This window comes from Methylocaldum marinum (assembly GCF_003584645.1).
In the GTDB taxonomy this organism is placed as follows: domain Bacteria; phylum Pseudomonadota; class Gammaproteobacteria; order Methylococcales; family Methylococcaceae; genus Methylocaldum; species Methylocaldum marinum.
In genome coordinates this window covers 5,899,273-5,916,526 of sequence record NZ_AP017928.1, presented here as the reverse complement: position 1 = coordinate 5,916,526, position 17,254 = coordinate 5,899,273, and the positions used below count along the sequence as shown (strand labels likewise).

Here is a 17,254-nt window from a genome sequence, read left to right as displayed (position 1 = left end):
AAAACCAAAGGTGTGATGATGACCTCGGCGGCGACACGCAATTTTTTCGAGTTGTTCCAACTGCCCCCGCTGTTCCAGCTCGATCTGGATCAGCTCGACCGTCAATATCGGGAAATGCAAGCCCGTGTTCATCCCGACAAGGCCGCGCATTTGAGCGACACCGAAAAGCGTTTGTTCCTGCAATGGGCAACGCTGGCCAACGAGGCTTACAGCACTTTGAAGCGCCCGCTGGACCGGGCGCGCTATCTTCTCCGGATTCACGGTGTCGACACACGGGAAGAAGACAATACCGCGATGCCGGCAGAGTTTCTGCTGGAACAGATCGAGTGGCGTGAGGAATTGCAGTCGGCAATGGCTCTACGCAGCCCGGAAGCCCTCGATAGGCTCTCGGCGCGCCTGCGATCGGAAATGGACAGCCTGCTCAGCTCGCTCGCTACGCTGCTTGACGTGGAGCAACGTCATCCCGCCGCGGCGGACGTGGTCCGCCAGCTGGCCTTTCTCGAAAAGCTCGGTCGAGATATCGATCAAGCCCAAACCGAATTGGAGGAATGATGCTGCTGCAAATTTCCGAACCCGGCGTAAAAGCCTCTAAACCGCAGCGCATTGCGGTTGGTATTGACCTGGGCACCACCCACTCGCTGGTCGCCACGATTCGAGATCAGCGCACGGAAGTGCTGGAAGATCAACAGGGCCGCGTTCTGCTGCCGTCGGTGGTGCACTACGGTGCCGACCGTAGCGTGGATGTCGGATATGACGCCATGGTCTGGCAAAACGACGACCCGGAAAATACTTTCGTATCGGTCAAGCGTTTCATGGGGAGGGGTCGTGAAGACCTGCCGGAAAACCACGGCACGCCTTATCGCTTTGCCGATACGCCCGGCATGGTCCAGTTCGAAACCCATATAGGCACGGTCAGCCCGGTTCAGGTTTCGGCGGAGATTCTCAAGGCGCTGCGCGACCGCGCAGTCCGGGTTTTGGGCGACGACATCGCCGGCGCGGTAATCACCGTGCCCGCTTATTTCGACGACGCTCAGCGCCAGGCCACCAAGGATGCCGCCAAATTGGCCGGCCTTGAAGTGTTCCGCTTGCTGAACGAGCCGACGGCCGCAGCGGTAGCCTACGGTCTCGATCAAGCAGCCGAGGGCGTTTACGCGGTGTACGACCTCGGCGGAGGCACTTTCGACATTTCCATACTCAAACTTACCCGCGGCGTGTTCGAGGTACTGGCTACCAACGGCGACCCGGCCTTGGGCGGAGACGATTTCGACCGCGCCGTTCTCGACTGGCTGCTGGCGGAAACCGGCATTCCGGTTCCGTCCGCGGGCGATACGCGCCGACTGCTCACCGCCGCGCGGGCCGCCAAGGAATACCTATCCGATCAACCTACGGCGCAAATCTCCACGCCGCTGTCGAACGGCACTGTGGTAAAAGCCAACCTGTCTCGGGAAGCTTTCGATGCCCTGACCGAGGCCCTGGTAAAACGAACCATGGCGCCGGTACGCAAGGCGCTCCGCGATGCGGGGCTCTCCACGACCGAGATCAAGGGCGTTGTCCTGGTGGGCGGCGCGACTCGCATGCCCTGCATCCGCAAGGCCGTGGCCGAATTCTTTCAGCAGCAGCCGCTGGTCGACCTCGACCCGGACAAAGTCGTGGCCATCGGCGCCGCCCTGCAGGCCAATGCACTAGCCGGGAACCGAGGCGAAGACGACTGGCTGCTGCTCGATGTAATTCCGCTCTCTCTCGGCATCGAAACCATGGGCGGGCTCACCGAAAAGATCATTCCGAGGAACTCTACCCTCCCCTTGGCGCGGGCACAGGAATTCACCACTTGGAAGGATGGGCAAACCGCCATGAGTATCCACGTGGTCCAGGGCGAACGCGAAGTGGTCAGCGAATGCCGCTCCCTCGCCCGTTTCGAACTGCGTGGCATTCCTCCGATGGTTGCGGGCGCGGCCCGCGTTCGGGTGACTTTCCAGGTGGACGCCGACGGCCTCCTGAGCGTGTCGGCTGCCGAGCAGACCAGCGGGGTCGAAGCCAAAATCGAGGTCAAGCCGTCCTACGGCCTGAACGATGCGGATATCACCCGAATGATCGAGGATTCCTACAAGCACGCTCAGGAAGACATCGAGGCAAGACGGCTTCGGGAACAGAAAGTCGAGGCGCTTCGGCTGCTCGAAGCCACCGAGGCGGCTCTGGCGGAAGATTCCGAGCTTCTATCCGCCGAAGAACTGGCGGTTATCACCAAGGGTATGCAGATTCTTAGAGAAACAGCCGAGGGCACCGATTGGGAGGCCATCAAAAAGGCAGCCGACGCGCTGAACGAAGCGAGCACCGATTTCGCCGGCCGACGCATGGACCATAGTATCAGGAAGGCCCTGGCCGGACAGAAACTCGAGGAACTGGACGCATGACCATGAGAGAGAGCCTGTTTCATCGGTACGCCGGAGCGAGATCCTGACCATGGCAAACATTACCGTCCTGCCCCATGCCGAAATCTGTCCGGAAGGCGCCTTAGTAAAGGCCCGCAGAGGTCAAACCATCTGCGAGGCCCTGCTCGATGCCGGCATCGAAATCGAGCACGCATGCGAACACGCCTGCGCCTGCTCCACCTGCCATGTCATCGTTCGGGAAGGATATTCGTCGCTGGACACCCCGGACGAGAACGAGGAAGACATGCTGGATCGCGCGTGGGGCCTTGAACCCCAATCCAGGCTGGCCTGCCAGGCTTTCGTGACCGGGACCGATCTCACCATCGAAATTCCGCGCTACAGCCGGAATCTGGCAAAAGAAAAGAAGGCTTGAAGATGACATCCGGCAAGGTTGTGATCAACGATACTACGCTCCGGGACGGCGAGCAGACCGCCGGAGTGGCCTTCAATGCCGAGGAAAAGCTCGCTATAGCGCGGGCGCTGGCTGCGGCGGGCGTTCCCGAAATGGAAATCGGTATTCCGACCATGGGGCCGGAGGAACGGGAAATCATCGCGGCTATTTGCGCGCTCGGCCTTCCGTCCAGGCTCATGGTCTGGAGCCGTATGTGCGAAGTCGACCTCGAGGCCGCGAGCGGCTGTGGCGCCGATTTGGTCAATTTGTCGATTCCGGTTTCCGATATCCAGTTACACCATAAGCTCGGGCGCGATCGCGACTGGGCTATCTCGACCGTGAGCCGCATCGTCGCGCGCGCGCTGGATATGGGCATGGAAGTCTGCGTCGGTGCCGAGGACGCCTCCCGCGCGGACCCCGACTTTCTGCTCAGGATCGCCGATACCGCCCAGCGGGCCGGAGCACGGCGCTTGCGCTTTGCCGATACCTTGGGTCTGCTCTGCCCGATATCCACGTTCGAGCGTATCCGGCGTCTCGTCGAAGCCGTGGATCTCGAGCTTGAAATGCACGCCCACAACGACTTCGGGCTCGCCACCGCCAATACTCTGGTTGCAATCCAGGCGGGAGCCAGTCACGTCAACACCACTGTCAACGGTCTCGGCGAGCGCGCCGGCAACGCCGCCCTCGAGGAAACGGTCATGGCGCTGCACCAGCTATACCAGCTTCCCACCGGCATCGACGTGAGTCAGTTCGGCGCGATTTCCGAACTCGTGGCTCAGGCCTCGGGACGGCCGGTGGCGCCTAACAAGAGTATCGTCGGCGAAGCCGTGTTTACCCATGAAGCGGGCATCCACGTCGACGGGCTCCTGAAGAACGTACTCAACTACCAGGGCGTGAACCCCAAGGAACTTGGCCGCGAACATCGTCTGGTGCTGGGCAAACACTCGGGCTCGCATGCCGTCATTCAGCGCTTTCGCGACCTCGGCATTGAATTGAGCGAAATCGCGGCAGCGCAGCTTCTGCGCCGGATTCGCCAGCATGCGAATCAGACCAAGCGCGCACCCAGCACGGCCGAGCTTATGAGTTTTTATCGGGAAACGGCCGCGTCGGAACCCATTCCCAGCCTGCCCGGCCTACCCGATGCGCTTCCGATCCGAAATCAACCTTAAGAAGGCATCTCATGAATCCGCTACTGCAACAAATAGAAGGTTTCTCAGCAGCCGAGGAGTTCTTCGACTTTTTCGGCATTCCGTACCAAACCGAAGTCGTAAACGTCAATCGCCTGCATATCCTGAAGCGTTTTAACCAATATCTCGCCAGATCGCCTATTCCCGATGACCTGGATGAAGAGTCGGCCTGGAACATTTGCAAGGAATATCTGACCCGCGCCCATGACGATTTCATCACTTCGAATGCGGCTCAAGAAAAGGTGTTCAAGGTCTTTCAGGAGCAAGACGGCAAGAGCATTTCGCTGGAAAGCATGAAAACCAGCCTTTCAACCCGCAAAAAAGGGGCCGCCAAGGGCAGTCCTGGCACCCAATAAGAAAGAATCCTTTCGATCTCCCTACGAGGAATAAATATGGCTAAACCCGAAAAACACGTATTCGTCTGTGCCCAATCCAGACCACCGGGACATCCTCGGGGATCCTGTGCGCAGTTGGGCTGTGCGGCGGTGCTGCAAACCTTTGCCCAGCAATTCGAGCAGGGACAGCTCCATGGGAAATTCGCGTTGACCAGCACCGGATGCCTCGGTGCATGCGACATCGGTCCCACCGTGATCGTTTATCCCGATGCTGTGATGTACACCAAGGTCAAACCGGAAGACGTGGGCGAAATCATCAGCGAGCACCTGCAAAAGGGCGAACCGGTGGAACGCCTGAAAGCACCTGCCGCGGTTTGGGCTTGAAGCAATCGGATAAAGGAGCGCGAAACAGCCATGCGTGAAGTGTTTTTCGCCGGCGACGTGCCACCCAAGGTCGGTGGTCTGCTCGAAGAAGCCATGAGTGCCTATTCCGATACGGCGCGCGCGGAGGCGTTGCTGCAGCAGGCGCGGCAAGAAGCTCCGGAAGCCCTGCCGGTGTATTTCTCGCTCTACAAATTTTATTTCTACAAGGGCCGGCTGGCGGACGCCGAGGAAGCTGCACGTTCGGCGTTGAAAACCGCCGCGCGACTTGGCGGGTTTCCCGAATCCTACGCCAGCCTCACCCCGGAAACCACGGACTGGACGCGGCACGACAGCCCCCAGCACTTTTACCTGTTCTCGCTCAAGGCACTGGCGTTTATCCGCTTGCGCCAAGGTGACTCCCGCGGCTGCGAGGAGATACTCGGAAAACTGCGGGAGCTGGATTCAGCCGACACCGTCGGCGGTTCCGTGATAGGCGCTATTGCCGCCGGAGCCGCGGCAGCGTAATCCGTCAGGAATGTTTAGCCGGCCCGTCCTGTTTCCATAACTTATTGAATTTTTTGACCACAAAAAGCACAACGAGGTAACTACATGTCGACTCTGACCATCATGCCATCCGGAAAAACGGTTGTAGCCCAGGAGGGGATCAGACTTTTGGATGCAATCCTCGCCGCCGGCGACGACCTCATGCACAAGTGCGGCGGCAACGCCCAATGCGGCAGCTGTCATATCTTTGTTCAATCCGGCAGAAAGGGATTGACCAAAATCACGCCCGACGAGAACGCAAAACTCGACACCATCGTTGGCGTCGGCTCCAAATCCCGGTTGGCTTGCCAAACCAAGATTCTGGGGACCGAAGACGTCACCGTCGAATTGCTGGGCTTCGCATCGGGTCTTTGATTTCCGGCACCTGGTTTGCCGAAGTAAGCCAATCCATATACCGAGGGTCATTCATGAGCATCGAAGACACCATACGCGAACAGATCGCCAACCATCCGGTCCTCCTGTACATGAAAGGTGTACCCGAAATGCCGCAATGCGGTTTTTCCGCCAAGGCAGTAGCGGCGCTCCAGTCCACCGGAGTCCCTTTTGCCTACGTCAACATTCTCCAGGCGCCGTCGATTCGGGAGAAACTGCCAAGTATCTCGGCCTGGCCCACCTTTCCTCAGCTGTTCGTAGGCGGCGAACTTGTCGGTGGCAGCGATATCGTCGCGGACATCGCCCAGAAGGGCGAACTCAAGCCCATGCTGGAGAAAGCCGTCGCCAGCAAGCAAGCGGAAACCTAGCCATGGAAATCGCCGAAGTTCGTAGCTTTATCGAAAACGGCCTCCCCGGCTGCCAACTAACGGTTGACGGCGAAGGCTGCAACTTTTCGGTGGTGGTGGTCGCAGAGGCGTTCGAAGGGCTTTCTCCGGTCCAGCGTCAGCAGAAGGTACTGGCGACAGTCAAAGATCCCTTGGCGACCGGCGCCTTGCACGCCATCAGCATGCAGGTCTACACGCCTTCCGAGTGGGAGCGGGAAAGCGCTAAAGCCGAGGGCTCGGCGACTTCCACGGAGTAAGTCGTCGAAATGGTTTTTTGATTGTACGACGAGAGATCGATCTATGCCGATATACGACTTTCACTGTAAGCAATGTAACAAAACCTTCGAGTTGCTGGTTAGTCTTTCTGCCGTACCGTCCTGTCCTGAGTGCGGAAACGCGGCGCTCGAAAAACTGCCGTCTCTCATTGCTCCCCAGGGCAAGACGGCCGGTTTTTTGGCGAAAGCTCGAGCACAAGCAGCGCGGGAAGGCCATTTCAGCAACTTTGCCCCGTCCGAGCTACCGCGTATCAAGTCTTAACGATGCATCATCGCCGATACGGGCATTTCCAAAATCAGGATTAAACCGCCATGGCTACTTTAATCAAAACGACAGCAGACGGCCGCAAGGTCGAAGTCATCGGGATGGCCATCTGCCTTGATGGAAAAAAAGAGGCCGATCGGCTGATTCCGGTCTACGAGCACCCCAACCGGGCGGCCATTCTGAACGCCGTGCCTAACGCCACTCACGTTGCCGGCCGCTTGCCGCTGACGGCGGAAGAAGCCGCCACAGCTCAAGTTGCTCTGGACGAGGCTAAGGCCGCCTACGAATTCAGTCCGCTGGGAATTTCGGAACGAATCCGGATGGTGCAGAGACAGGCGATTGCCAATCGGGATTGAACTTGCGCCGATCAGCCCATGCCTCGCGTATAGCGGCTGATTTAGCGTGTGGGGAAAGGATTCCCAACTCAAGCCGGTTTGCGGTAGATGGTTTTTTCTAGGCGACTTGAATTAAAAAAAGTTTCAAACAGCATTCAATTCTCAGGAAACCCGCGGCTGATGGGCTTCCGCCCAGAGCCGTAAATCCCGTTTCTGCAGCGCTGCGGCCATGAGATCCGGAAAGCGGTCTGGACTGCAGGCGAAAGTCGGAATTCCGAAATCCGCAAAAGCCTTTGCATTCTGATGATCGAAGGAGGGCTTTCCGGAATCGTCCAAGGCTAACAGGCAAATCATCGAACAGCCGCTGGCCGCGATGGCGGCGACGCGCTTCAGCATATCTTCGCGGGCTCCGCCCTCGTAAAGATCGGTAATCAGGACGAACACCGTATCCGCCGGGCGTCGGATCAGCGCCTGACAGTAGCTCAGCGCCTGGGCGATATCGGTGCCGCCGCCGAGCTGGGTTCCGAACAGCACGTCCACCGGATCGGCCAACAGGGGCGTAAGGTCCACGACAGCGGTGTCGAACACGACCATGGAGGTGTGCACGGCGCGGATGGAGGCCATCACCGCCGCCATGATGCTGGAATAAACCACCGAGCCCGCCATCGAGCCGCTCTGATCCACGCACAGAATCACGTCCTTCAAGGCCGAACCCTTGCGGCCGTATCCGATGCGCTTTTCCGGAACGATGGTGCGGTACTCCGGCTGGTAGTGACGCAGGTTGGCGCGAATGGTGCGTGGCCAGTCGATTTCCGCATGCTTTGGGCGCCGGTTGCGCGCGCTGCGGTTCAGCGCCCCCTGCACGGCCTGCCGCAGCGGATTGGCTAGGCGCCGCTCCAGATCTTCCACCAGTTTCCGCACCACTAGCCGAGCCGTGGCCTTGGTTTTGGCCGGCATGATGCCGTTCAGGCTCAATAGCGTTGCAACCAGATGAATGTCCGGCTGCACGCTTGCGAGGGTCTCCGGCTGCAATAGCATCTCGGTGAGCTTCAGCCGATTTAGCGCGTCCGACTGCATGACGCTCACGACGCTGGTGGGAAAATATTCGCGGATATCGCCCAGCCAACGCGCTACATTGGGAGACGAGCTGCCCAGCCCACCCTGCCGTTCGGAGTCGTACAGCGCCGAGAGACAGCGATCGCGGGCCACGTCCGCTTCGACCAGGTTGCAGCCGATGCCGTCGGCCTCATCCGCACCCAGCAAGAGTCGCCAGCGGCGGAAACGTTCTTTGGTGTCCATGGGCTCATTCATTATCAGCTCGATCGGTATTGGTTCTTACTTTCTCACTCGCCTCGATTCTCGCCCAATTTCTAATCGTTCTCTTCTACCAAAACATTCAGGAAGGTCTATAAGCGCTCTCCCTCCTGGACAAATCGGCAAGGCGAGGCCGATTGGCACGCGTGAGCACCGCTTGCGGCTCCGCACAGGGAATGTGCCGTAAGCCGCCGGGCAACTTCGAATCAGTGGGTTTCGCGGAGCCTGTCCCGAGCCCAGTCGAAGGGCCTGTCCTGAGCTCCGTCGAAGGGCTGACCCGCCATCGATGGGTTTCGCTTCGCTCTACCCATCCTACGATCAATGTTCACTCGAATGGCAGATGGAATTACAAGGTTTGTACACTCGTACATTAATGATAGTTGCAAGTAGCCCGAATGGAACTCACTGAAATCCGGGGCACTCGAAGCCGGGATCCTTCCGGCAGCCGCTCCGCTCCATTCGGGCTTACCCTCGCTCTGTCAAGACTATGCCGACGTTAATAATCGCTTAACCCGGGCATAATGTGCTGATGATGGAAAGGCATTTTCCAAATAGATGCCGGATTTCTACTTGCGGTAGGTGCTAAAAACATAGTCGGATTGTTTCTGAGGTTCATGGCATGAAAAACACGCCGATTTCGCATCGGTAACCACCCTTTCCCGGGTATCACCCTTGAACCCCTCGAAACCCCAGCCTCCGGTATCCTTGTACTTCTTCGAATCCTTCTCCATTACCCCGAGAACTTTTCGCTTGCCTTCCACAATCGCATTGTTTTCGCTCTTCGCCTCGAGGAGATCGAATATCAGTACTGCCCCGTCCGGATAGCTGCCGCCCTCAATCATGACATTCCGGCCCTTGTCATTGACATAGATGTGATGAATACCGCCGAAGGAATCATAGAGCGAATGTCCTGGCTGGATCACCATCGACTTTACGTGAGTCCAGTCCCGATACCCCTCGGGATACGTGACCTTAGCCTCCTCCGACCATGTAGTACCTGCCAGGACCAGGTTAAGGCCAATCCCGATGGACAGGCTGATGACGATATGTTTCTTCATCGTTTTACCTCCGAGTAAATGAAAACCTGCCTAATGTCCAATTCGGCCGCAGCCGGAATCTTCGGTTCAAAATTGTCGATCCGGTAGCCGCTGCGCGCAGATTGCTTCCTGCGCTTGTTAACCCCCAACAGAAGACCTTCTTACGATGACCGATCGGCATCGGAAAGCGATCGGTACTCTACAGATTATCGATCCCGGCCGGCAGAGCCAAGAGGCGAATGCACGTACCTTTCGGACACTTTCGAGTTTTGCCGGAAAAGCCACGCTCAATCCACTTTCATCAGCGATGGACGAGGTTTCCAAAAATGGTCCAACCGTGAATTAGGCGTGAAGCGATGCCGTCATGACTCAATGATGCCAACTACGTCTTCGTCCGAACGATAAGCTTCTTCGATTTGCGCATTCGACACGGGCTATATCTCAATAGCGTCAATAAATTTTACATTTCCGCGCTTTCCGATACTTTTTCTATACATTTGTATTTCAAGTAAAAAACCTGGATACCGTTTTGATCGTAATGTTAAATGCCCGGTTTAGTAACATTAGATCGACTTGCGGGATGTCAAAAACTTTTACACCTTGTCGATCAAACTTTATAAGTTCGTGATATCAAACGGTCAATTTTGTTGGAATTTTTCTTGCTAAACAATTGATTCGCTGGATTAAATCCAACTTTTACATTTAAAAGCACTTCCTTCCCAGCGAACAATGTAGCCGTCAAGCCCAAAAATATTTTTCTTGACTGGCTGTTCTTACGGCATTCCAACAGGAGAATCTTGTGAATAAGACCAAACAATTGCTTTTGGCTTCGGCTGTTCTGACGCTGTTGCCGATGGGCGCACAGGCCGGTTTGATCAACGGCGGTTTCGAGTCTCCATCCTTTACGCCGGGTAGTCCCGACGTCAGTTTTATAGATGCCGCTTCCCTTCCGGGCTGGAACACCACCGCCGCTGACAATGTAATCGAAATCTGGAGCGATGGCGTTCTCGGTGTTCCCGCCTACGAGGGCACTCAGTTCGCGGAACTCAACGCCAATCTAGTGTCTACGCTCTTTCAGGATAGCGACGGCATCGCATCCGGAAGCATCCTCGGCTTCGAATTCGCCCACCGTGGCCGACTAGGAATAGATACGCTGCGTCTGGATATTACGGATTTGGGCCTTGACGGCGTGTTCGGAACGGCGGACGACAGCCTGTTGTTCTCCAAGGAATATGCCGATGGCAATCAATCCTGGGGTTTTTATACCAGCGCCGGCGAAGCGCCCATCGTGGCTCTCGGAAACACCGTCCGGTTCTCCTATGTATCCGTTTCGGCAGCCGGGGGCAACGACTCGGTCGGCAACTTCATCGACGCGGCCGATTTCGGCGTCGGGGTCGCTCAGCCGATCCCCGAACCGATGACCCTCTCAATGATTTTGGCCGGGCTGGTTCCGGTGTACAGGCTGTCCAGGAGAGCCTGATCTTCCGTCTCTCGGAAAAAACCGCCCTCGTGGCGGTTTTTTTCTGGCATGAGACCTCAACACCCCTCATACTCGCTTGGAATGCATCTCCTCAAGGAGCCGCAATCCGGATTCTGCAGCCGTATTTTACGTTTCGTGGGAGCTCAATCCCGTTTCCGGCTCGGCGGCGCTATGCCACGTTCTTGAAAGACAATAAAGTATGGCTGGCGATCGGCAGCGTTCCCGTTTTGCTTCCAAAACCTTCTTGGCAACCCGAACCGCCTATCCACTCCCTTCCACCCCAAACAACAACCGCACAGTAGGCAATACCCGCCGCCCCCGTTCCCAATCGATTCGGTCCGCGCTTCCGGCGGTCCGGGTCACCGCTCCCGCGTCCTGCTCCGCCGCGAGCTTCTGGCCGATCTGCTTCCGCTCGGGCTTGGCAAACTTGGCGAACGCGCGACGCAGCAGCGGCAGGATGTCATCGAATACCTCTCCGCGCAGGCCGCATACCCAGGCATCCAGAAGACTCAGCAATTCCGGCTGATGGATGAGGAGCAAGCCGCTTTCGGCGAGGAAGCCCTCCAGCCAGGCGGCTTGCCGTGCCGCTACGCCGGGCGACAAGGCCAGTCCCAGGCGGCGGGCGGCTTCCTCCGTGGAGACGCAGCGCCGGTCGAGCAGAAGGCGCGTGGCGCGGCCGAGCAGCAGCGGATGCGCGGCGGAATGGTCGGCGAGATTGACCAGTGCGGACTGCCAGTCGGCCAGGGCGCCGTGCTCATCCAGGATGTGAGCGGCCCGGTCCACGGCGACCAGACTGTCCAGCAGTTGCGTCGCGGCTTCGTCCTGGATACCGCTGGCGGCGAGGCTCAGGCCGATGCAGATGCGTTCCAGGTAATGCCGCAAGGTCAGCCGCAGTGCGCCGCTATCGGTGCGGCGCACGTCACCGTATTTCGCCACCGGGGCCAGCCGGGCATAGGCCTGCATCAGATCTCCGATGTCGTCGCTCACGGCGGCAGCTGCGTCCAGCCGCGCCGCCAGGGACGGAACCGCCATCGGTAACCCGGCTTTTAGTGCTGCTTCCAGCATGGCGGCCAGTTCCGGGAGGCTCTCACAGGCCGCTGCGCGCTCGTACAGGGCGGTCTCCGCAGCATTTACGACACTGTTGCCATAATGCCCCGCCTCGATCAGATTCACCGCCAGTTCGGGCTCCCAACGCAGACGCCAATACTCGTGAAAGGTGCCGAGCCCCGACCGGGCGGCTTCCTGCAACCGGCCCCACGCCACGCCGAGAATGCTCAACCGGTGCAACAAATGCGAGCGCGCGAGATCGTTGTCCTTGCGTAAATCCAGATCGAGCTGCCGCTCGGAGGCTTCCGCCGGCAGCCGCAGCCGCTTCTGCTCGCGCCTCAGGTCGGCGGCCAACGGCGGTTCCGGGGCTTCCTCGGGCACGGCGCCCAAGTGCTCGCCGACGCTGAGTTTTTCCTCCACCAGGCGCAAGGGCGAGGCATCACCGTAGCAGTAGATGGTCTGGATGGCTTCGGTCACTTCGGCAAGGCCGGGCTCGGTGCGGCCGCGCAGGGCAGCGAGCGTTTCGGCGAGGCGGGTCGCTTCGATGGCGTGGGCCGGCGCGATATCGAGATCGTGACCGCGGAATACCACAGCGGCCCGGCTCATCCAGGCGGCAGTGCCGGCCGGGTGCCTGTGCCACAGATGCTCGTACCAGCCGGGCGATTCGACCCCCGCTCCGTAACCGCTGGCGCGCGCCAGCCGGCCGTAGGTCCAGGGCACCCAGGTGGCGCCGACCTTGGTCTTCGGCAGGTCGCGCAGATGTTCGGCATCCTGCTTGGCGGGCGGCAGATCCAGCAGGGCCGGGGCATGAAAAGCGCCGCAAACGACGGCGATGCGGTCCCGGCCCGCTCTCAGTTCGGCGCGGAGTTCCTTGCGCATCCAGGCTTCCCGTATCCGGTCGCGGCGCGGCAGGCGGTCGTCGTCGCGAATGGCCTGCATCAGTTCGGCAATGGCCGCGAACAGTTCCGGGGTGTCCGGCCGTTCTTCCACCAGCCGGTCCCACAGGGCTTCGGGATCGGCGAAGCCGGCGAGGCGGGCAAGCTGCCGCCAGGGGTCGGGATATTCGGCGCCGGAACTCGTTTCCGGGTCGGCTTCGGGATCGGTATCATTTTCTGAGCGCGCGGCAGAAACAGCCGCTTCTTCTGCCGACCCCGAGGACGTTCCTCTTCCCCCCTCGCCTGCCGGCAGAGGAGGGTCTATTTCGTCCGGAGCCGTAGCGAAAGAGGCTTGCGACGCCAGAACCAGGCCATGGACCTGGGGCAAATCGAAGAAACGTACCGGCAGGTTCCGCGCCTGGGCGTAGCGCAGGGCCTGCCACTCCGGGGAGAACTCGGCGAAGGGATAAAACGCCGCCTGGTTGGGTTCGTCCAGGGCATAGAGCAGCAGCGCAACCGGCGGCTGCATGCCGGCATGAGCCGCCAGCGGCAGCAGGGTGTCGCCTTCGGGCGGACCTTCGATCAGTATGGCGTCCGGAGCATAAGCGTCCAGCGCGGCGAGCAGGCTGCGGGCGCTGCCCGGGCCGTGGTGACGGATGCCGAAGACGCGGTATTTCTCGTTCCGCGCGCTCACGCCAGTTCCCGGCAGGCCCGGTACAGGTCCTTCCAGCCGTCGCGCTCCTTCACGACCGTGTCGAGGTATTCCAGCCAGACGATGCGGTCCTGCACCGGGTCCTTGACCACGGCGCCCACCAATCCCGAGGCAAGGTCGCGGGCGCGCAGCACGCCGTCGCCGAAGTGCCCGGCCAGCGCCAAACCCTGGTTGAGCACGGAAATCGCTTCGCCCGTGCTGAGCACGCCGGACGGGCTCTTGAGCTTGGTTTTGCCGTCCACGGTGACGCCGGCGCGAAGTTCCCGGAACACCGTAACGAGCCTTCGGATTTCTTCCACGGCGGGCGGTTCGCTGGGCAGCTTGAGGGCTTTGCCGAGACTCTCGACCCGACTGCGCACGATTTCGGTTTCCTCGTCCAGGCTGTCCGGCAAAGGCAGCACCACGGTATTGAAGCGGCGCTTGAGGGCGCTGGACAGTTCATTCACGCCGCGATCGCGGTCGTTGGCGGTGGCGATGATGTTGAAGCCGCGGGTGGCACGAATTTCGGTGTTGAGTTCCGGCACCGGCAGGGTCTTTTCCGAAAGGATGGTGATGAGGGCGTCCTGCACGTCGGACGGGATGCGGGTCAGTTCTTCCACCCGCACCAGCAGCCCGTCGCGCATTCCGCGCAGTACCGGGCTTTCCACCAGGGCGGCGGGCGACGGACCTTCCGCCAACAGCTTGGCGTAGTTCCAGCCGTAACGGATCGCCTCCTCGGCAGTCCCCGCCGTGCCCTGTACCGCGAGGCGCGAATCCCCGGATATCGCCGCGGAAAGATGTTCCGATACCCAGCTCTTGGCCGTACCGGGCACGCCCAGCAACAGCAGCGCGCGGTCGGTGGCGAGCGTGGCGATGGCGATTTCCATCAAACGGCGCTGTCCCAGGTATTTGGGGGTAATGGCGACGCCGTTCCGGGTTTCGCCACCCAGGAGGTAGCTCGCCACGGCTTGCGGCGATAGCCGCCAGCGCGGCGGGCGCGGATACTCGTCGGTTTCGGCAAGAGCGGCCAGTTCTTCGGCATAAGCCTCCTCGGCGGCGAGGCGCAGGATGTCGGTACTCATGGGGTCTCCAGGGCTTGGTTAAATTGAATGCGCAGCTCCATGGCCTGAATGAACTCATCGACCGCTTGCCGGACGGCCGGGTGCAGTTCATTCGCCAGCGTATCCCAGCCCAGGGTGTACTCGGGCCAGGGCGGCAGATGAACCTGTGCCAGGGAGAGATAGGCGCGCAGGCGCGAGCCATAGGGCGCCTGCCGGCGCTGCCAGGCCGGATCGCGCCAGACCTGCAGGCAAGCCTTGCCGAGGGCGTCGGTCCATGGCGTAGGCGACAAGCGCAGGAAAGTTTCCAGTTCCGCATCGTGATCGCGCCGCAGGGCGTGCATGGCCAGGGCAGGAAGATGTTCGGAGCCTTGCAGCACCCAAACGACGCGATTGAAAATTTCCGGCCGCGCGTCGTTGCGTTCCAGGGCGGACTCCAGCCAGGTCCGGGCTAAGCCGCAATCCCGGAAGTTGGCCATAGCCGATGCCAAGCCATAGTCCAGGGCGGCGCTGAATTCGTGGCTGCGGAAAAGTTTCAGCAGCTTGGCCTCCGACAGACCGAACTCTCGGCACCATTCGGACGGCGGCACGCAGGCGAGCATCTGCGCCAGCCAGGCCGCGCGCTCCCCCAGACCGTAGATATTGTTTTTTTTCTCGATGCCGTCCCGCGCCATGGCTTGGTCGCAATCGGCGGGAAGTTCCACGTCCAGCGTAGTCGACAACAGGGATTTCTTGAACTTCAAACACGGTCGCAGACGATCGCGCATGCGCGCCACCAGGCGCGAATCGGGGAGGCGGGCCAGCAGAGCGGCGGCGGCCTTGCGTACTTCCTTGCGCCGGTCGTTCAGCGCGTTTTCCAGGAAATCTTCGTCGGCGTCGCTCAGGCCTTCTTCCAGCGCTTCGATCAATCCCGCCCGCTCGTTGGGCGGCTCCTGCGACCAGCCTTTTGCGAGGCTTTCCCGCGCCGCGCCGGCATCGGCTTTCCGCAAAGCCCGCAAGGCCATGCGCCGTTCCGACGGGCCTCCGGTTTCGAAAACCGGTTCAGCCCGATCCGGATCGGCCAGGTAACGCCAGTCGGAGTTTTGGGCCGCCAGCCAGTAGGCCTTGCGGCACGCCACGACCGGTACCCGTTCCCTATGCTCCGCCTTGCGGCCGAGTTCGAGCAGCGCGGGTAGCAGCCCGGCGGGCAGCCGCAACCCGCGCCGCGTGGTTTCGTCCAGCAGCGGCCCGGCGAGCTGCGGAAGAAAACCGCTCAACACCCGCTGTACGATCGTCGCAGCCCGCTCCGGCAAAACCGGCCTCGCATCTTCCGGACAAGGTTCTGCCGGCGGCAGGTTCGGCCGCTCCGGCACATACCCCGCCCGTGCGGCGAGGGTCAGCAAGGCCGCCTGACGCAGTAATGTCGCACCGGGCGCTCCCTGCACCATCAGCCGGGCCGCCAGGCTTTCGGCGTCGGGATGACCCGTAGCGGGTGCCCGCCCGGCATCGTTGCGAGTTCCCAGGAGGGCTTGACGCGCTAATTCGTTGAGACTCATGGCGCGACCTCCGGCCAGCCGTATAAAAGCCGGAACCGTTCCCCGTCCCACTCGCCGCTATAAGTGCAATCCCGCCCGCCGCTACGGGCGTACCACTGCCACAACGGCAAATCCTCCCCCTCTACCGGTAGCGCAGCGCCGTTCTCATCCGCCAGCCACCAGCCGCCCTGCCCGTCCCGCGCCAGCCGAGCACGTACCAGGATGGGAAAACGATTCAGCCAGGGATCGGCGGACACCGCGTCGGCAAGGCGTTCCAGCTCGGCGGCGAGCCCGGCGACGGCCTCGGGCGCGGCGGAATTCACCGGATTCCCGCCGCGGGCCACGATTAGCGCCCGTTGCCTCAGGCTGCCCGGATAAAAGCCGAGCCGCATGAATTCGGACCACCCCGGCAGGGCTGGCGGATTGGCGGGCTGGCCGTGCGGGACGAAGTTGAGGATCAGGGCACGCAGCCCGGTATTCCGTCCGAACAGCCAGGTTCTGTGGACGACGGCCCGCTCCAGGTCTTCGGAGGCATGGCCGATGCACAGCCAGTCATCCTCAACGGCGGCATCGAGGTCCACGTCTTCCTGCCGCTGCGGCAGGCCGATGGCGCGGAACAGATCGGCCCGGAGCCCGACCGGCAAGGTCTCGGCCCGCTCGAAAGCTTCGGCGGCGAGGTAAATCGGCGATAAGCCGCGCAGCAGCCGCTCCGGCCAGTCGTTTTCGCGCAAGGCAATGCCGGCCAGTTCGCCCACCGCGCGTGCCAACCCTGGCGCCTGCGCATCCACCAGCCGTCGTGCCTTGGCGTCCCAGAATGCAGGCTCGCGCACCGCCGCGTTGGCGAAACCGGCACCGACCAGATCTTCCAGCCAAGCCTTCAGTTCGCGGAGTCCCGTCCCGAGTTGCGCCTCGCGCTTCTTCGCCGTCCGGGCAGCCGTCTCCGGAATGGGCGGCGCCGGGTCGGACTTTGCTTTTGCCGCGGTTTTTTCGACTCGGGCATTACGCTTGGCGAGCCATTCGGCCACGAATTCCGGGGGCTCGGCCGCCGCCACCGCGTCGGGCTTGGCGGCGGCGAGGAACATTAACCCCAGTGCATGTTTGCACGGAAACTTGCGGCTGGGGCAGGAACAGGACGTGGCCAGCTCCGGCAGGGCAATACGCACCTGGTACGGCGTCTTGCCGCTCCCCTGGCAGAGGCCCCACAGGACCTCCGGGTTGCGGCCGAGCCCCTGCCAATGGCGCGGCGAAGCCAAACCTTGGCCGGAGCGGGCGGAGGAAGCATCCGGAGCCAGATCGAGAATTTGCTCCGCGGTGAAAACGAGAGGCGTCATTTAGA

At 60.9% G+C, this 17,254-nt stretch carries 19 protein-coding genes; 13 read left to right on the top strand and 6 right to left on the bottom strand.

What is annotated here, in order from left to right; translation table 11 throughout:
- The first annotated feature begins 15 nt into the window (after nucleotides 1–15).
- From hscB to sS8_RS26665, 12 genes are all read left to right on the top strand, one after another.
- A complete protein-coding gene (hscB, locus tag sS8_RS26720; RefSeq protein ID WP_232020687.1) occupies nucleotides 16–552 on the top strand; it encodes a Fe-S protein assembly co-chaperone HscB in 537 nt (178 codons plus the stop codon).
- Nucleotides 549–2,411, top strand: a complete 1,863-nt coding sequence (gene hscA, locus sS8_RS26715) for a Fe-S protein assembly chaperone HscA (RefSeq protein ID WP_179952389.1) — start codon at nucleotides 549–551, stop codon at nucleotides 2,409–2,411. Before hscB ends, hscA begins: the two co-directional genes overlap by 4 nt.
- Nucleotides 2,412–2,460: 49 nt before the next feature.
- Nucleotides 2,461–2,802 carry an ISC system 2Fe-2S type ferredoxin gene (fdx, locus tag sS8_RS26710; protein WP_119632419.1) on the top strand — a complete coding sequence of 114 codons (342 nt, stop codon included), beginning with the start codon at nucleotides 2,461–2,463 and terminating at the stop codon, nucleotides 2,800–2,802.
- A 2-nt stretch (nucleotides 2,803–2,804) separates the two neighbouring features.
- Nucleotides 2,805–3,989 (top strand): homocitrate synthase, encoded by a 1,185-nt coding sequence (gene nifV, locus sS8_RS26705; protein WP_119632418.1) that lies wholly within the window; start codon nucleotides 2,805–2,807, stop codon nucleotides 3,987–3,989.
- 11 nt (nucleotides 3,990–4,000) lie between these two features.
- Entirely contained in the window at nucleotides 4,001–4,363 is a 363-nt protein-coding gene (nifW, locus tag sS8_RS26700; protein ID WP_119632417.1) for a nitrogenase-stabilizing/protective protein NifW, read from the top strand.
- A 36-nt stretch (nucleotides 4,364–4,399) separates the two neighbouring features.
- The gene (locus sS8_RS26695; RefSeq protein WP_119632416.1) at nucleotides 4,400–4,726 is read left to right on the top strand and encodes a (2Fe-2S) ferredoxin domain-containing protein; all 327 of its coding nucleotides are present in this window, start codon (nucleotides 4,400–4,402) and stop codon (nucleotides 4,724–4,726) included.
- Nucleotides 4,727–4,756: 30 nt separating this feature from the next.
- Entirely contained in the window at nucleotides 4,757–5,230 is a 474-nt protein-coding gene (locus tag sS8_RS26690) for a hypothetical protein (RefSeq protein ID WP_119632415.1), read from the top strand.
- Between the two features lie 84 nt (nucleotides 5,231–5,314).
- Nucleotides 5,315–5,623, top strand: a complete 309-nt coding sequence (locus sS8_RS26685; protein ID WP_119632414.1) for a 2Fe-2S iron-sulfur cluster-binding protein — start codon at nucleotides 5,315–5,317, stop codon at nucleotides 5,621–5,623.
- Nucleotides 5,624–5,676: 53 nt separating this feature from the next.
- The gene (grxD, locus tag sS8_RS26680; protein ID WP_119633039.1) at nucleotides 5,677–6,009 is read left to right on the top strand and encodes a Grx4 family monothiol glutaredoxin; all 333 of its coding nucleotides are present in this window, start codon (nucleotides 5,677–5,679) and stop codon (nucleotides 6,007–6,009) included.
- A gap of 2 nt (nucleotides 6,010–6,011) precedes the next feature.
- Nucleotides 6,012–6,284, top strand: a complete 273-nt coding sequence (locus tag sS8_RS26675; protein WP_119632413.1) for a BolA family protein — start codon at nucleotides 6,012–6,014, stop codon at nucleotides 6,282–6,284.
- Nucleotides 6,285–6,327: 43 nt separating this feature from the next.
- Nucleotides 6,328–6,564, top strand: a complete 237-nt coding sequence (locus sS8_RS26670; RefSeq protein WP_119632412.1) for an FmdB family zinc ribbon protein — start codon at nucleotides 6,328–6,330, stop codon at nucleotides 6,562–6,564.
- 50 nt (nucleotides 6,565–6,614) lie between these two features.
- Entirely contained in the window at nucleotides 6,615–6,923 is a 309-nt protein-coding gene (locus sS8_RS26665) for a hypothetical protein (protein WP_119632411.1), read from the top strand.
- A gap of 141 nt (nucleotides 6,924–7,064) precedes the next feature.
- On the opposite strand, the gene sS8_RS26660 is transcribed toward sS8_RS26665, so the two are convergent.
- Together sS8_RS26660 and sS8_RS26655 are read right to left on the bottom strand one after the other, a co-directional pair.
- Complete coding sequence (locus sS8_RS26660; RefSeq protein ID WP_197716642.1) at nucleotides 7,065–8,201, bottom strand: VWA domain-containing protein; 1,137 nt, start codon at nucleotides 8,199–8,201, stop codon at nucleotides 7,065–7,067.
- Between the two features lie 581 nt (nucleotides 8,202–8,782).
- Nucleotides 8,783–9,274: a cytochrome P460 family protein gene (locus sS8_RS26655; RefSeq protein ID WP_119632409.1), complete on the bottom strand. Its 492-nt coding sequence runs from the start codon at nucleotides 9,272–9,274 to the stop codon at nucleotides 8,783–8,785.
- Between the two features lie 778 nt (nucleotides 9,275–10,052).
- Here sS8_RS26655 and sS8_RS26645 point away from each other — a divergent pair.
- Nucleotides 10,053–10,733 (top strand): PEP-CTERM sorting domain-containing protein, encoded by a 681-nt coding sequence (locus tag sS8_RS26645; protein ID WP_119632407.1) that lies wholly within the window; start codon nucleotides 10,053–10,055, stop codon nucleotides 10,731–10,733.
- A 261-nt stretch (nucleotides 10,734–10,994) separates the two neighbouring features.
- Here the strand turns inward: sS8_RS26645 and sS8_RS26640 are convergent, their stop codons facing one another.
- From sS8_RS26640 to sS8_RS26625, 4 genes are read right to left on the bottom strand one after another with little or no spacing between them, the layout of a single operon-like run.
- Nucleotides 10,995–13,349 (bottom strand): DUF5682 family protein, encoded by a 2,355-nt coding sequence (locus sS8_RS26640; RefSeq protein ID WP_197716641.1) that lies wholly within the window; start codon nucleotides 13,347–13,349, stop codon nucleotides 10,995–10,997.
- Entirely contained in the window at nucleotides 13,346–14,428 is a 1,083-nt protein-coding gene (locus sS8_RS26635) for an ATP-binding protein (RefSeq protein ID WP_119632405.1), read from the bottom strand. The genes sS8_RS26640 and sS8_RS26635 overlap by 4 nt, the downstream gene beginning before the upstream one ends.
- On the bottom strand, nucleotides 14,425–15,939 hold the full coding sequence (locus tag sS8_RS26630) for a DUF5691 domain-containing protein (RefSeq protein ID WP_119632404.1): 1,515 nt from the start codon (nucleotides 15,937–15,939) through the stop codon (nucleotides 14,425–14,427). Before sS8_RS26630 ends, sS8_RS26635 begins: the two co-directional genes overlap by 4 nt.
- Entirely contained in the window at nucleotides 15,936–17,249 is a 1,314-nt protein-coding gene (locus tag sS8_RS26625; protein WP_119632403.1) for an SWIM zinc finger family protein, read from the bottom strand. The genes sS8_RS26630 and sS8_RS26625 overlap by 4 nt, the downstream gene beginning before the upstream one ends.
- Nucleotides 17,250–17,254: the final 5 nt, after the last annotated feature.